This is a genomic window from Galactobacter sp., assembly GCF_022712295.1.
In the GTDB taxonomy this organism is placed as follows: domain Bacteria; phylum Actinomycetota; class Actinomycetes; order Actinomycetales; family Micrococcaceae; genus Galactobacter.
In genome coordinates, this window is sequence record NZ_JALAGT010000056.1 from 1 (window position 1) to 15,206 (window position 15,206).

General features: G+C 67.1%; 14 protein-coding genes and 1 pseudogene. 12 read left to right on the forward strand and 3 right to left on the reverse strand.

The features are described from left to right. From Q0A15_RS04420 to Q0A15_RS04460, 9 genes and pseudogenes are all read left to right on the forward strand, one after another. Positions 1 to 371 (forward strand): annotated as a pseudogene (locus Q0A15_RS04420) (pseudouridine synthase); the annotation flags it as partial. Between the two features lie 194 nt (positions 372 to 565). Then, positions 566 to 1,804, forward strand: coding sequence for a hypothetical protein (locus tag Q0A15_RS04425; RefSeq protein ID WP_291278325.1), 1,239 nt, complete (start codon positions 566 to 568; stop codon positions 1,802 to 1,804). Between the two features lie 5 nt (positions 1,805 to 1,809). Next, positions 1,810 to 2,565, forward strand: a complete 756-nt coding sequence (locus Q0A15_RS04430; RefSeq protein ID WP_291278326.1) for a glutamine amidotransferase — start codon at positions 1,810 to 1,812, stop codon at positions 2,563 to 2,565. Between the two features lie 186 nt (positions 2,566 to 2,751). After that, on the forward strand, positions 2,752 to 3,678 hold the full coding sequence (locus tag Q0A15_RS04435) for a phosphate/phosphite/phosphonate ABC transporter substrate-binding protein (protein WP_291278327.1): 927 nt from the start codon (positions 2,752 to 2,754) through the stop codon (positions 3,676 to 3,678). 56 nt (positions 3,679 to 3,734) lie between these two features. Next, the gene (gene phnC / locus Q0A15_RS04440) at positions 3,735 to 4,562 is read left to right on the forward strand and encodes a phosphonate ABC transporter ATP-binding protein (RefSeq protein WP_291278328.1); all 828 of its coding nucleotides are present in this window, start codon (positions 3,735 to 3,737) and stop codon (positions 4,560 to 4,562) included. Further along, positions 4,559 to 6,343, forward strand: coding sequence for a phosphonate ABC transporter, permease protein PhnE (gene phnE / locus Q0A15_RS04445; protein ID WP_291278329.1), 1,785 nt, complete (start codon positions 4,559 to 4,561; stop codon positions 6,341 to 6,343). The genes phnC and phnE overlap by 4 nt, the downstream gene beginning before the upstream one ends. Beyond that, positions 6,340 to 7,551, forward strand: coding sequence for a TIGR03364 family FAD-dependent oxidoreductase (locus tag Q0A15_RS04450; RefSeq protein ID WP_291278330.1), 1,212 nt, complete (start codon positions 6,340 to 6,342; stop codon positions 7,549 to 7,551). Before phnE ends, Q0A15_RS04450 begins: the two co-directional genes overlap by 4 nt. Next, on the forward strand, positions 7,548 to 8,282 hold the full coding sequence (locus Q0A15_RS04455; protein ID WP_291278331.1) for a phosphonatase-like hydrolase: 735 nt from the start codon (positions 7,548 to 7,550) through the stop codon (positions 8,280 to 8,282). The genes Q0A15_RS04450 and Q0A15_RS04455 overlap by 4 nt, the downstream gene beginning before the upstream one ends. Then, complete coding sequence (locus Q0A15_RS04460; protein ID WP_291278332.1) at positions 8,279 to 9,406, forward strand: zinc-binding dehydrogenase; 1,128 nt, start codon at positions 8,279 to 8,281, stop codon at positions 9,404 to 9,406. The genes Q0A15_RS04455 and Q0A15_RS04460 overlap by 4 nt, the downstream gene beginning before the upstream one ends. Here the strand turns inward: Q0A15_RS04460 and Q0A15_RS04465 are convergent. After that, positions 9,395 to 10,027 carry an HD domain-containing protein gene (locus Q0A15_RS04465; protein WP_291278333.1) on the reverse strand — a complete coding sequence of 211 codons (633 nt, stop codon included), beginning with the start codon at positions 10,025 to 10,027 and terminating at the stop codon, positions 9,395 to 9,397. The two genes, Q0A15_RS04460 and Q0A15_RS04465, sit on opposite strands and share 12 nt — an antisense overlap. Positions 10,028 to 10,204: 177 nt before the next feature. Here Q0A15_RS04465 and Q0A15_RS04470 point away from each other — a divergent pair, with 177 nt between their 5' ends. The 3 genes from Q0A15_RS04470 to Q0A15_RS04480 all read left to right on the forward strand — a co-directional run bounded on the left by Q0A15_RS04470 (position 10,205) and on the right by Q0A15_RS04480 (position 12,954). Then, positions 10,205 to 11,347: an NADH:flavin oxidoreductase/NADH oxidase gene (locus Q0A15_RS04470; RefSeq protein WP_291278334.1), complete on the forward strand. Its 1,143-nt coding sequence runs from the start codon at positions 10,205 to 10,207 to the stop codon at positions 11,345 to 11,347. A 96-nt stretch (positions 11,348 to 11,443) separates the two neighbouring features. Then, positions 11,444 to 11,983, forward strand: a complete 540-nt coding sequence (locus Q0A15_RS04475; RefSeq protein ID WP_291278335.1) for an NUDIX hydrolase family protein — start codon at positions 11,444 to 11,446, stop codon at positions 11,981 to 11,983. 65 nt (positions 11,984 to 12,048) lie between these two features. Then, positions 12,049 to 12,954 (forward strand): DUF6707 family protein, encoded by a 906-nt coding sequence (locus tag Q0A15_RS04480; protein WP_291278336.1) that lies wholly within the window; start codon positions 12,049 to 12,051, stop codon positions 12,952 to 12,954. A gap of 13 nt (positions 12,955 to 12,967) precedes the next feature. Here the strand turns inward: Q0A15_RS04480 and Q0A15_RS04485 are convergent, their stop codons facing one another. After that, the gene (locus Q0A15_RS04485; RefSeq protein ID WP_291278337.1) at positions 12,968 to 14,080 is read right to left on the reverse strand and encodes an FUSC family protein; all 1,113 of its coding nucleotides are present in this window, start codon (positions 14,078 to 14,080) and stop codon (positions 12,968 to 12,970) included. After that, positions 14,077 to 15,206 (reverse strand): FUSC family protein (locus tag Q0A15_RS04490; RefSeq protein WP_291278338.1); only part of this gene is annotated, 1,130 nt, incomplete at its 5' end. The genes Q0A15_RS04485 and Q0A15_RS04490, both read right to left, overlap by 4 nt.

Here is a 15,206-nt window from a genome sequence, read left to right on the forward strand (position 1 = left end):
ACCGAAACCACATCGACAAGGACAAGGGCGTCATCCGCGTGGTCGTGGACGACGACGCACCGCCCAACGCCGAAACCATCATCGAACCCATCGCCACCGGCACCTCCCAAGGCACCCACGCGGGCCTTCCCGTCCTCCACACGCGGCTTCGTCCTCGCACCGGCCGCACCCATCAACTCCGCGTCCACCTGGCCGAACTCGGCGCCGGAATCCTCAACGACGCCTTCTACCCGGACCTCCTGGACGACGCCCCGGACGACCACAGCAAGCCGCTGCAACTCCTGGCCCGCCAGATCTCCTTCACCGACCCGCTCAGCGGCGCGCAGCGCCGCTTCACCTCCCGCCGCACCCTGCTGGAGGCGCCCGCCTGAGGCGGGCACACGGCGTCGGGCATCGGTGCCATGCCCGACGGCGGTCCTCACCTTCCGAGGCAACTCACCGGCAACACACCGGGCGATGCCCGGCCAGCCTCCGCGATCCGGCGTGTCCTGCTGGATACGCTTGGCCCAGAGGTGGGATGCGCCCATCGGGTCCGTCACGTACCAACCCCATGATGGGAGTCGGGATGAAGAATCAGGCACGTCGACAAGAGGAACCGGAAGAATCCGGCACCTCGGAACCTGACGCGCCCGAGACCCTTCGTTTCCCGCCACGTGAACGCCCTGGTACCCAGCGGAGGACTCCCCAAGAGGAGCCCTTCGACCTGGAACGCGACGAACGCGACCGCGATGCGCACTTGCAGGAGCGCGCTCAGAAGGATCTCGAGGCGGAGCGGATCCGGGACAAGGCGGACCGCACCAAAGCCATCCTGGAGGCCCGCGCCGCCCTGTCCGAGAACCGCAAGGCCGGTCACCTCGATGCCATGGTGTGGGATGCGCGTGAGGCCATCCAGACATCGTTGACCGAGGACTCCGAAGAACGTCCCAACTACGTTCCCATCGCGTCCTCACCCAAGATCATCCCGGACGCGAACAGGCCCGCACCCCCAGGTTCCGTGTACGTGGCGCCGTACAACCTGCCAGAGTACTCACCCGCCCCCAAGGCCACGTTCTTGGACGTGGTGCGCCGCTGCGCGAGCACGTTGGCCGCGGCTGCCTTCGTGGTGGTGGGTTACATGACGGTGACCGGGACGCTCAGCCTGTCGCCTGAGTTCACCCGCCACCAGGCTTCCCTGGCTCCACTGCTCGTCGCTGCCTTCGCCTGGCCGGTCCTGGGTCTGATCATGACGGCTTCAGCCGTCCATTCCTGGTTCCCGGACCAACGCTCCGCCCGGCGTCAGAGAGGCACCGGCTTGGCGACGCTGGTGGTGTCGTGTGCCGGGATCGGATGGATTCTCGCCGCAGCGAACGGCCTGGCCTGGGTCGCCCTGATCGCGGCGCTGGCGCTGATGGCCGGCGCAGGCTACGGGGTCCATGCGCTCAACCTGCTCACCGCACGCAGCCCGAGGGAACGCTGGCTCACCGATGCCCCGTTGGAACTCGCGTTGGGTTGGGGCGCGTTCACCTTCTGCTGGTCTGCTTCGGCGCTACTGGCCGGATTGCAGATCAACTCGGGGCCGCCCGCACTGCTCGGGACCATCTTCCTGATCGCCGCCTTGGTTCCCGTGTTCATCGCGGGGTCCAGCGAGCGCGGCCGCATCCTCCCTTCCGCCGGTCTCGCCTTCGGTGTGGCGTGGCTGATCCCTGCCGCCATTCTCACCGGACAGGTTCTGCTCATGGTCCTGGCCATCGTGGGCACCCTGGCAGCCTTCCTGGCCGCCTTGTCTCGTCGTCAGGCCATCACTTCTGCAGAACGAAAGGCCTGATCTCGTTGTCATCAGGTGGAACACCCAAGCCCTTCCTGCTCATTTCCACCCGACCGGAGGACGACGTCGTAGCCGGAGAATTGCGCGGCGTCACCGAACTCGCGGGGCTGGCTCCAGGAGACGTGGTGCAGCACCGGCTGGAGCGGGACGCCTTCTCCCCTGTGCCGGGCCTCGAGTCCCTGCGCCAGTACTCGGGGGTGATCCTGGGCGGCTCACCCTTCACCTCCACCGACCCTGAACCGTCGGCATTGCAGGAACGAGTCGAGGGGCAGCTCGTGGAACTGGTTTCCACAGTGCTGGAGCACGACCTGCCCTTCCTTGGCCTCTGCTACGGCGTGGGGATCCTGGGCCGTGCGGCCGGCGGTGTGGTGGACCGTACCTATCCGGAACCCGTCGGGCCCTCCACCATCCAGGTGACCGACGAGGGTGCCGCCGACCCGGTGCTGGCCGGGATGCCGAAGACCTTCACCGCGTTCGTGGGCCACAAGGAGGCCATGAGCACACTGCCCACCGGCGCCACCCTCCTGGCCACCTCCGGCCCGGCCCCCGTGCAGATGTTCAAGCTGGGTTCCAACGTCTATGCCACGCAGTTCCACCCGGAGCTCGACGGGCGCGGGCTGGCGCAACGCATCGACGCGTACAAGCACCACGGCTATTTCGACCCCTCAGAGGCCACGGCACTGACCGAGATCGCCCTGAGCACCGACGTGTCCCACGCCCGCGCCGTGCTCTCCAATTTCGTGCGCCGCTACAGCAACTGAACCCTTCCTTCACGCACCTCAAGAATTAACGAACCCCGAGAATCAACGAACCTCGAGAATTAACTCAGGCAAGGTTCTTGTGAACCGTATCTGAACGCTTTCCAACAACACCCTTTTCGACCGATTCCATGTGCCAACGTGGTTTGCGACCCCGCATCTCACGAATCGAAAGGCACCCCGGTCACCATGATCTCTACCCCTAGCGCAGGCCTCCTTCGGCGCAGCGCTGCCGTCGCCTCCATGGCCCTGCTCGGCCTCGGCCTCGCCGCCTGTTCCTCCGATGCCAACGCGGAGGGTTCCGGTGGTTATGCCGTGGACAAGGACACCTTGGTGTTCGGCGTGGTTCCGGACTCAGTGGATACCGAGACCAACTACCAGCCACTCATGGACTACATCGCCCAGGAGACCGGCAAGGAGGTCGAGTACCACGAGTCCACCGACTACGCGGCACTGATCGAGGCCTCGGTCGCAGGGAAGATCGACGTGGCCTCGTTCTCCGGGTTCACCTACGTCACCGCCACCACCAAGGGCGCGGAGCTGACCCCCATCTCCTCCATCATCACCAAGGAGGGCGCGGAGCCCGGCTACTACTCCGAGGCCATCGCGCCCAAGGACAGCGACATCGAATCCATCAAGGATTTCAAGGGCAAGAAGGTCTGCTTCGTGGATCCCTCCTCCACCTCCGGTTATCTCTTCCCCAGCTACAACCTGCTGGACAACGGCATCGACCCGAAGGAAGACATCAGCCCGGTCTTCGCAGGTAAACACGACGTGAGCGTGAAGAAGACCGCGGTAGGCACCGAATGCGAGGCCGGATTCGCCGAAGACGTCGAGGTCGCCAAGAACGACAAGGTGAAGGTCGTCGACAAGACCCTGGTCCCCGGTGCCCCCATCGTCGTGGCAGACGCACTGCCCAAGGAGACGAAGGACCAACTGACCGACCTGCTCAAGGAGGTCACGGCGGACGAGATCGTGGATTCCGGGGTGAAGAGCGCGGACACCGATGCATTCCGCCAGGTCTTCTACGGCACGTCCCCGGTGGATGACGCCTACTACGACGAGATCCGCACGCTGTGCAAGGAAACCAAGGCGGAGCAGTGCACGGAGGGCTGACCCCGGGCACTGGCACGGGCACTGGCACTGGCACTGGCACTGGCACTGGCAGCACCGTGATCCGGGTCGACGGTCTGAGCAAGCGATTCGACGACGGGACGCAGGCACTCACCGGTGTGGACCTGAGGGTGGAGCAGGGCGAGATCGTGGTGCTGCTCGGCCTGTCGGGCTCCGGGAAATCCACTCTGTTGCGTCATGTGGACGCACTGGAGACCCCGACCGCCGGCACGGTCGAGGTCCTGAGTCAGCCCGTGCCTCGGCTGCGAGGCAAGGCGTTGCGCTCACTGCGTTCCAGGGTCGGTTTCATCTTCCAGCAGTTCGAACTGGTGGGACCTCTCACCGTCCTGGAGAACGTTCTCACCGGCGCCCTCGGCCGGGTTCGGGGACCACGCCTCGGCTTGTTCGGCTACCCGAAAGCCTTGAAACTGAAGGCTCTGGGGCATCTGGACCGGGTAGGGCTGCTCTCGCAGGCGTACCAACGTGCCGACACCCTCTCCGGAGGCCAGCAGCAGCGCGTCGCGATCGCCAGGGCTCTGATGCAGGACCCGGAGGTGTTGCTGGCGGACGAACCGGTGGCATCACTGGACCCGCAGTCCAGTTCTCAGGTCATGGCGTTGATCCGTGAGATCGCCGCCGAGGAGAAACTGACCGTGCTCTGTTCCCTTCATCAGGTGGATCTGGCGATCTCGTGGGCCGACCGCATCGTGGGCCTACGTCATGGTGGAGTCGTCCTCGACACCCCCGCAACGGGTCTGACCAAATCCGAGGTCATGGAGATCTACGGCCAGGTCGCCACCACGACCTCGGAGGTGGACGAGATCGACAGGATCGTGGAGTCGGTGCGGGAGTCCGAACCGCTGTCTGCCGGGGGCCGGACCGCATGAGCACCGTGTCCACGGCTCCCGCTCCAGCCCGAGGATCATCACCACGAGTCACTCCGCGGCCACGCCACGACGCGCAACGTCTTGCCGCCGGGATCTGTCTCGGCGTCCTCGTCGTGTTGGCGATCCTGGCCTTGATAAGGATCGATATCTCCCTCCCGGCGATGTTCGGGGAGTCCTCCAATGCGCAACGTTTCTTCGCCCGCGTCGGGGGTCTCTCCTTCCCTCCCGCGACCGAGCTGCTGACCCTCACCGTGCAGACACTGGGGCTGGTGATCGCCGGCACCGTGCTCGCGGCGGTGCTCTCGGTACCGGTGGCGTATCTGGCTGCTTCCAACACGACGCCCGGACGCATGTGGATGGGACTGGCCCGTTTTGTCGGTGTGTTCACTCGTGCCATTCCGGACGTTGTCCTTGCCATGGTCTTCGTCCTGATGTTCTCCCTTGGCGCGCTCCCGGGCATCCTGGCCATCGGCATCCACTCGATCGGCATGATCTCCAAGCTCTTCGCCGACGCCATCGAGCAGATCGACGAGGGCCCACGCCTGGCCATCCGAGCGGCCGGCGGCTCCAAGTGGCAGGAGTTCTCCGCAGGCATCCTTCCTCAGGTCATGCCCTCCTGGGTCGCCACGGTGCTGCATCGCAACGACATCAACCTGCGGGGCTCCGTCATCCTCGGTTTCGTCGGTGTGGCCGGGCTCGGCCTGGCCATGTCGAATGCGTTCAAGTCCCTGGACTACAGCCTGGGTCTCGGGATCGCCCTGGTGATCTTCCTGCTGTGCGTGCTGATGGAGATCGTCTCCTCCGCCGTGCGTGTCTCCATGCTCGGGGACCAGGCAGGCAAGGGCGGCCTCGTGAAGCTGATGCAGCGCCGCCGCGCCGCCGCAGGCGGCACGCGTCGACGCAATCGCCAAGGCCCGACGGCGGATGCCGGCCACACCACGTCGGGCACCAACGCGTCGGGCACCTTCGCCTCACCCACCGCCGTCTCACCCACCGAGGCGCTGAAGCGGCCGTGGACCGGCAGAAGGATCAAGAACGTCCTGGCGGGGTGGACGGCGGTCGCCGTGGTCGTGGCCGCCGTGCTGGTCAGCGACATCACCTGGGGTGACTTCCTCACCTTCTGGCGCGAGGTCCCGCCGGTCGCCACGTCCTTCTGGCCCCCGAACTTCGGCAGCTACGGGTTCTCCAAGATCTTCGCCGCCATGCTGGACACCATCATGATCGCGCTGGCCGCAACCCTGATCGCCTTCGTGTTCTCCCTGCTGATCGGGTCGCTCGCCGCACGCAATGTGGCCCCCACCCACGGAACCAGAAACACCTTCAGGATGCTGCTCGTGGTCATCCGAGGGGTGCCGGAGGTGATCCTCGCCATCGTGCTGATCGTCATCACGGGCCTCGGCTCGCAGGCCGGCACCATCGCATTGGCCTTCGGCGGGATCGGGCTGCTCGGCAAGCTCATCGCGGACTCCTTCGAGGAGGTCCCGCGCGGTCCCGAACGCGCCATCACGGCCTCGGGTGCCTCCCGCGTGCAGATGTTCGCAGCAGCCACGCTGCCTCAGGGCGCCAGATCGCTGGTGGGACACACCTTCTACCTGTTGGACACCAACATCCGCGCGGCGACACTGCTCGGCATCGTCGGTGGCGGCGGCGTGGGCTATTACCTGCTCAACGCCGGACAGGGGTCCAACTATCAGCTGGTGGGCTCCATCGTGATCATGATCCTCGTGACCGTGCTGATCGTGGAAGGGATCGCCATGTGGATGAGGAAGGTGTTCCGGTGAGTGCCTCCGTCACGGATTGCGACATCGCCGTGATCGGCGCTGGGATCGTGGGGCTCGGCGTGGCCCACGCGGCTCGACGGCGTGGGCTCGACGTGATCGTCGTCGATCGGTGCGACGACATCGTCGGTGCCTCGGTGCGCAACTTCGGCCACGCATGCATCGGTGCGCAGACCGGGGAGGCGGCCCGCTACGCGAGCCTGGCGCGACCCCTCTGGCTGGAGCTGGCACGCGACGCAGGGTTCTGGTTGCGCGCCTGCGGCAGCGTGGTCGCGGCCCGTCACGAGGACGAAGTGGCCGTGCTCGAGGCGGCACGTGCACAGGACGCCAACGGGATCCGTATGCAGACGGCCTCCGAAGTGCGGGATCACGCACCGGTCGGCACCAGCTCGCTCCTGGGCGGGGCCCTGCTGCAGGACGACCTGCAGACCGACCCCCGTTCTGCTGCCCACGCCATCGCCAGGCTGCTCGCGCGGCGCGGCGTGGAATTCAGGATGCGGACCTCCGCACTGAGGCTGGTCTCCGATGCGGTTTCGGGTGGAGTGAGAGTACAGACCACGCGGGGGGCCGTCATCGCGCGGCATGCCTTCGTCGCGGTGAACCACGACCTCGATCAGCTGCTGCCCGACCTGGCCGAGTCCGAGGGTGTCCAACGCTGCGCTTTGGACATGATGCGGGTTCAGGCAGACCTCGCTGCGCCACTACGGACGCCGGTACTGACCGGCTGGTCGCTGGCACGCTACTCGCGCTTCGCCGATCTGCCTCAGGCCCGGACCATGCGGCAACGGCTGCATCAAGAACGCCCGGACCTCGCGGCCGTCGACGTGAATCAGATGTACACGCAGCTCCCCGACGGCACGTTGTTCGTGGGAGACACCCACACGGTCTCCACGGCACCTGGTCCGTTCCAAGCGGAGGCCGCGCAGGAACTGCTGTTACAGGAGACAGCGGAGCTGTTCGGGGTTCCCCGCCCCACGGTGTTGGAACGTTGGCAGGGCGTCTACGCCAAGGGTGTCGACGAGTTCCTTCGTCGTGAGGTGGCACCCGGCGTGGTGGCCCTGGCCGCGACCACGGGTATCGGCATGACCTGTGGATTGGGGCTTGCGGAAGATGCAGTCGCACGGGCTCTTGGCGAGCGCACTGCCCCCACCGGATCAACGACATCTCCTTCGCCGACACAGAAAACCGATCACGAGGACTACACATCATGAACGATTTCAGCCGCCCCTTGGAACTGCTCGTCTGCGATATGGCAGGCACCACCGTCCGTGACGACGGCGTGGTGGAAAGGGCCTTTTTTCGCGCGGCGGAAGCCACGGCGGTGCTCGGATCCACGCCGTGGGACGAGGCGCTCGACTACGTCCGAGAAACCATGGGTCAGTCCAAGCTGGATGTCTTCACGCACCTGGCAGGAGGCGACACGGCCAAGGCCGCCGGTGCCACCGTGGAGTTCGAGCGAGCCTATGCGGATCTCATCGCCAACGGTGGTGTGGAGGCCATGCCGGGGGCCGAGGCGCTCTTCGACTGGGCCCGCTCCGTAGGGGTCAAGGTCGCCCTGACCACCGGCTTCTCTCCGAAGACACGCGATGCGATCTTGGACGATCTGGGGTGGCAGAGCAAGGTCGATCTGGTGCTCTCGCCGGCCGACGTGGGCCGGGGCCGTCCCGCTCCCGACCTGGTCCTCACCGCTCTCATCCGGAGCGAGACCAGCTCCGTGGAATGCGTCGCCGTGGTGGGTGACACCGCCAGCGACATGGAATCGGGACGCAGAGCCGGCGCGGGGCTCGTCGTCGGGGTGACCTCCGGGGCACACGATCGCGACACCCTCACCGCCGCCGGTGCAGATGCCGTCCTCGCCAATGTCTCCGAGCTGCATTCGCAGCTCTCCTCCGCCCGTGACGTCGGCGAGGACCTCGTGGCATTGGAGACGCTGCGCGCATGAGCCTCGACACCGACCGTCCCGCACCGACCGCTGCCGAGGTCACCGTGGATGCCACCGCCATGGTCTTCGCCGGCCCCGGTCTGCCGCTCGAGAGCGTCACCGTCCCGAAACTCACGCTCCGCCGCGGTGAGGTCGTGGTCGAGGTGGAACTCTCCACGGTGTGCGGCTCGGACGTGCACACCGTGCGAGGGGACCGCCACGAGCCGACACCTCTCGTCCTGGGACACGAGAGCGTAGGACGGGTCGCAGCTGTGGGGCAGGACGCCCCGGTGGCGTGCGGCGACAGGGTGGTCTGGTCCGTGGCCGCGCACTGCGGTCACTGCGATCGATGCAGGCGAGGGATACCCCAGAAGTGTCGCCATCTACGTAAATACGGCCACCAGCAGATCCAACCGGACTGGGTCCTGAGCGGCGGATTCGCCACCCACATGCATCTGGTCGAGGGAACTCCGATCGTGAAAGTCCCGCACGAGATCCCATCGGCCGTGCTGGCCCCGGCTGGATGCGGCATCGCCACCGCCTGGGCCGCTCTCGGTGCGGCCGAACGCAGCCTCGATCTAGGACGAGCCCATGTGCTGCTGTCCGGAGCCGGACTCATCGGACTCACCGCGTGCGCCATGGCTCGCGAACGGGGCGCACGGGTCACGGTCGTGGATCCGTCACCCGGACGCCGGTACCTGGCGACCCGTTTCGGCGCCGACGAGGTCCTCACTCCGGATGCCTTGGCGCAGAACCGGTCAGGCAAGCACCCCGGTCCCGCTGGGGACATCGACGTGGTGGTGGAGGCCTCCGGTTCTCCGGCAGCAGTCCGGACGGCACTCGACGTGACCGCGGTGGGCGGCTGCGTGGTCCTGGTCGGCAGCGTCTTCCCCACCGATCCCGTGGACGTGGCCCCCGAACGAGTGGTGCGCGGGCTGCTCACCGTGACCGGCGTACACAACTACGCCCCTGATGATTTGAGGGAGGCCACGAATTTCCTGGTGCGGCACTGGAAGGACTACCCGTTCGACGAGTTCGTGGAGGCAACTTACCCGCTGGAGGATCTCGACGCCGCGTTGCAACGGGCCGCCCTACAACGGGAGGTCCGGGTCGGAGTCACGCCGAGGGTCGGATCAGCCTCGTGACTCGTGGGGATGCGCCGTCACCTTGGCGGCCAGGCCCGCCCCGGCGATCCGGCTGGCAGCCGTGTCAGGTTTCCGCTCCGCCTGATCGGTGACGCAAGCAAGGAATTCCGCACCGAAGTCCCCGCGGGGGAAGTCCGCGAGCACCGCGGCGACCAGCTCGTCGGACACGAGTTCAGCGTTGGCTCCGGTGACATCCAGCCCCGTGGCCAGTTCCAGCAGGTGGCCTTCCGCATCGAGATCCACGTCCACGGACGTCCAGTTGTGCCTGACGATCACGTTCAGGACGCGCTGCCTTCGTTCGGGTGCCCAGCCCGCTCCCGTGGTCAGCGCAATGGCCACGTGGCCTCCGGCCTCCTCGTAGGACAGGGCGACGTTGTCGTAGGCCGGAGCCAGACCGATGTCGTGCAAGAGCGCGGCCACGTAGAGAAGCTCATGATCGATGTTCTCGATGCCGCGCTCCGCGCCGATGTGCTCTGCCCAGATCCAGGACCTGACCGCGTGATTCAGGACATCCGGCGAGTAGTACTCCCGCGCGAACTCGAGCGCGGCAGCAGCGGCAGCAGTCTCGGGGGCGTCCGGAATGATCGGACCGGCAGGCGAAGGCGGGTGTCCAGACCTCATACACACCAGCGTAATGCTGCAGTCCGTTCCGCTTAGAGCCGCCACCTCACCGTGGAGCCGGGTCTCCCCCGGCTCTGGGGTGAGAGACCGGCTCCGAGCGAGGCTCGGCTACGTCATGCGGCGTCATCCTGTCAGTACGAAGGAACAACACCGCTTCCGCCGCGGTTGGCACCCAGCGTGAGCAAACTCTTCTCTCCGATCACCATCCCCACCTCCGACGGCGACGGCCTGGAGGTCCGCAACCGTGCCTTCATCGCCCCGATGTGTCAGTACTCGGTCACGGCCCGCGACGGGATCCCCACCGACTGGCATCTTGCCCACCTCGGCAGCTTGGCCCAAGGCGGCTTCGGTCTCGTCTCGATCGAGGCCACCGCGGTGGAGGCGCGCGGCCGCATCTCCCCGGAAGACGTGGGTTTGTGGAACGAGAACCAGGTCGAAACCCATCGCAGGATCACCGATTTCATCCACTCGCAGGGTGCGGTCGCCGCCGTGCAACTGGCCCATGCAGGCGGCAAGGCCTCCACGGGATCGGGGTTCGGCGGCACCACCACCGGCAGCCTCGACGAGGACCAGGGCGGCTGGGACACCGTCTCCTCCAGCACCCGCCCCACCGTCCCCGGTCTGAAGACCCCGCACGCGCTGACCGAAGCCGAGATCGCGGGCGTGGTCCGGTCCTTTGCCGAGGCCGCCGCCCGTGCGGACGAGGCCGGTTACGACGTCATCCAGATCCATGCGGCCCACGGTTACCTCATCCACCAGTTCCTCTCACCGGTGATCAATGACCGCACGGATTCCTACGGCGGCAGTGAGGAGAACCGCACTCGGCTGGTCCGGGAGATCGCCGACGCCATCCGCGAGGTCTGGCCGGCATCCAAGCCCCTGGGGATTCGCATCTCCGGCACGGACTGGATCGCGGGCGGGTGGGATATCGAGGCCAGCGCCCGCCTGAGCGAAGACCTCGTGGCCCACCACGGCATCTCATGGATCGACGTCTCCTCCGGCGGCTTCGTGGGGCCCGACGGCACGGTGGACATCCCCGTGGGCCCCGCCTACCAGGCGCCGCTCGCGGCGCGCGTGCGCGCCGCCGTTGGTCACCACGTCGGGCACGGCGCCGTCGGGCATGCTGTGGTCTCTGCCGTGGGGCTGATCGAGGAAGCCGACCAGGCCGAGACGATCCTGACGCTGGGGACGGCGGACGCGATCAGCATCGGCCGGGCCGCCCTGCGCGATCCGCATTGGGCTGGCTCCGCCGCCAAGGCGCTGCGGGTGCCTGCACGCCAGAACCCGATCGCGGAGCAGTTCGCCCGCGGCGGTTGGTGAGCAACCGCGTCGAGTGAGCAGACGCGTCGAGTGAGCAAACAGCGAACATCGGCGCGTGAACCCCACCGAGCGCGGGTTCTCGGGTAGGAATGAGACATGAACGTGCGCACTCCTGACCCGAACCCCGGTTGGCTCAACGAGGCAGACCTCCACGAGGCCCGCGAACGCCTGCCCATGGTCTACGTCGAGGCAGTTCCCGTCCGACTCGACTCCATGGGTTACGTGTCCCACGTCGGCCTGCTGTTCACCTCGGACGCGGAAGGGCACATGCAGCGCATGTTCGTCTCCGGCCGGGTGATGTATCGCGAAACCATCCGTGCGGCCCTGCTGCGACATCTGGAGAAGGACCTCGGCCCGCTCGCCATGCCGCAGCTGCCGCCCTCCATCACCCCGTTCACGGTGGGCGAGTACTTCCCGGCCCCCTCCCAGACCGGCCTGGTGGACGAGCGCCAGCACGCGGTGGCGCTGGAGTACGTGATACCGGTGCAGGGCGAGTGCCAGGCCCGCCAGGACGCCCTGGAATTGACCTGGATGACCCCGGAAGAGGCCCTGAGCGATGCCGTGCAGAGCGAATTCCTGGGCGGCCGTGGCCACATCGTCCAGGCAGCACTGGCGCATGTGGGCTGGGGCCGGTAGTCGGTCGGTGACGACAGCACTGTCCGCACTGGAAGGGAAGAGACGGCAGGGATGAGGAGGAGAGCATGACCCAGGGCGCAGACGGAGGCCGGTTCTCCGGGCGTTTCTCCGGCCCGCGTTCTCGACGCCAGGCCAAGGCCAGGGAGATCGCAGCCGGTGACCGTTTCATGCGTCGCGACGGGCTGCCGAGCTCCGCCGTGGTCTCCACCCGCGTGTTGAGGGACTCCTTCGGAAGCGACATGTGTGTCGAGGCCGTCCTCGAGGACCGCACCCAGGTGCGCATCGCGATCGGCTCAACTGTGCGGGTCTACACGGACCGCACTCCCCCGCCCGGGTTGAAGGATCTGCTGACCATGACGGTGCCGGAGACCGGTCCGGAGGCAGCCCTGCTCTCCGCCACGGAGGCACACCGCGAGGACGCGGAACTGGTCAGGATCGCCCTGAACCTGGTCCCAGGCATCAACGTCCGTGCCGGCGCCCACCTGGCGGATCTGGCCACGGCCGTGGATCGCCTGATCGTGGTGCATGCGGACCTGGAGGCGGCGCGGCCGCTTCTGACCCACCTCACCGACCGCGGCTTCGACGGTAACGAGAACCGCTGGTGGCCGGTCCGCCACGGCCTCGCCTTGGCCGCGTGGTTGGCTGTGGCCGACGACGATTCGGCGGCTGCCGCCGCCTTCGGTACCGCGCTGCGATCCGGTGAGGACGAGGTGCTCGCCGAGATGCGAGGACCCGCGGCACGCATCCGCCGGCACGAGATGACCCGGCCGGCCTCGTTCGACCGGGAGATCCAACGGGCAAGTGAGCTGGGCCGTCACGACGACGAGGCGCGCCTGCGTTGGGCACGGCTGGATCAGTCCCTCACGCAGCTGGCCACGGGTTGGGCCGGATGGAATCAGTCCGAATTACTGGCCACCATCGCCTTGGACGTGGAGGTCCTGAGGGACCTGGAGGCGCCGGTATCCGGATGAGGGCGCTCCGGGATCAGGCAGCGTTGCCTTCCCTGTAGGCCAGGATCCTGCGGCCGCACCAGGCCATGCCCTCCACCACGGCCATACCGATGACCACGCCGATGCCGGTCTCGATGGCCCGGTCGTAGAGCACATGCCAGGTCAGCACGTGCCCGAGCGTGGATCCGACCAGAGCCAGTGGCGTGATGAAGACCATGGCCCAGAAGTAGTTGCGGACCACGAAGTACTCAGCCAGGAACTGGGTCAGGCCGATCAGGACGATAGCCAGCCACGGCTGCGGCTGCAGGGCGACGATCAAGGCCATCACCACCAGGCCGGCCACGGTTCCGATGACCCTGTGCACGCCACGGATCACGCGGTGCATGGTGGACTGGCCCACCAGCGGAACCACCGCGGCCACCATGGCCCAGTACACGTGCCCCATGCCCAGTGGCCCGGCCAACAGGGTGGCCAGGCTCCCTGCCAGCGCGGGGGCCACGAAGTAGGCCGGTAGTTCCTGGAACACGGCCCGTTTGACGTGGGCGGGCATCGGGGTGGAGACGGTGACCTGCCACGGCGTGCGGTACTTGGGAAGGATGCGTCCGAGCTGCCCCACGATCAGGGAGAACACCATGGTGGCGGTCGCAGCGAACATGGCATCGCCGAGCCGTGGAGCGTCCTGGATCGAGGCGACCACGGCGAAGGCGAAGACATGGAAGAGGGAACCGGCCGGACGGACCCGTAACAGTCCCACCGCGAGGGCGGCGAGCGCGGAGACCACCGATGTGCACGCGACCAGCCACCATTGGCCGTTCGCGTCCTGGGCGCCGTGGATGAGCCGGTCTCCGCTGAGCCAGGCGAGCAGGACCACGATCCACATGAGCCCGGCGGCCTTGATCTGCACCAGCAGCCGGTCCAGGTGCATGGGTGCTCGGGAGTAGACGCCCACGAAGGATCCGAAGACCACGTACGGGGCCAGGTCCAGCCGGTCGATGGCGATGAGGAACAGGAGGGGCAGCATGACCCCGATACCTGCGCGCAGGCCCACGAAATGGTCACCGTTCAGCGGCGCCAAGGCGAAGAGCGCACGCAGGCTGAAGCGGTCGACGTCGCTCCCGCGCTCGGCTTGATTCTTGGCCTGGTTCACCCGACCTTCTCCTCCCGACGCAGCGTCATGGCCCCGAGCTTGTCCATGGTTTCCACCACGATCAGTCCGACCACCAAACCGATGATGGTTTCCACGGCCCGGTCGTAGAGGACCGCGAAGTTCAAGTCGCCGCCCAAGGAGGTGCCGATCAGGGCCAGCGGGGTCACGAACACCATGCCCCAGAAGTAGTTGCGGATCACGAAGCACTCCACGGCGAACTGCGTGCAGCCCAACAGGATCACGGCCAGCCAGGGTTCAGGCTGCAGCAGGATGATGAGGGCCATGAGGCCCAGGCCGACGGCCGTGCCCAGCACACGGTGAACGGCCCTGACCATGCGTTTGCCGGTGGTGTGTCCGGCCAGCGGCACCACGCCCGCCACCATGGCCCAATAGATGTGGCCCATGTTCAGAGGATCGGCCACGAGTGCCGCAACCGTTCCTGCGAGGCCGGCAGCGACCAGGTTCGCCAAGCCCTCCTGCATGATGGCCCGCCTCATGCGTACGGAGAAGGGACGAACCGGGGTGAGCACGCGCTCCGTGCGGTGCTTCGGTAGCACGCGTCCGATCTGGCCGAGCACCAGGCCGAGGAACATGGTCGCGGTGGTGGTGAACATGGCCTCACCCAGTGCTGCCTGGTGCGGGACCGAGGCCACCGCAGCGAAGGCGAAGACCTGGAACAGGGAACCGGCCGGGCGCAGTCGCAGGTAGGCCGTGAGCACGGAGGAGAGAGAGGCCACCACGGCCGTGACCCCGACCAACCACCACCGGGTCGTGGAGGTCTCCGCACCGTGGACCACGGCGTCGCCGGTGAACCAGGCGGCCAGGATGATGAGCCAGGTCAGTGCAGCTGCCTTGACCTGGGTCGTGAGCCGGTCGGTGTGCAAGGGTGCACGCGAGTAGATCCCGACGAAGGATCCGAACACCGCGTAGACGGTCAGGTCGATGCGGTCCAGACCGATCAGGACCAGCAGCGGAAGCAATACCCCGACGGCCACCCGGAGTCCGACGAAGTGGTCGTTGCCGAAGGGGCCGAGCTTGAACAGCTGGGAGAGTCGGTACCTGGTCCCGTCGTCCGGGACGCCCTCGGTCGTCACCTCGAAGCTCGGCGGGTCGGTCGGTACGGGGG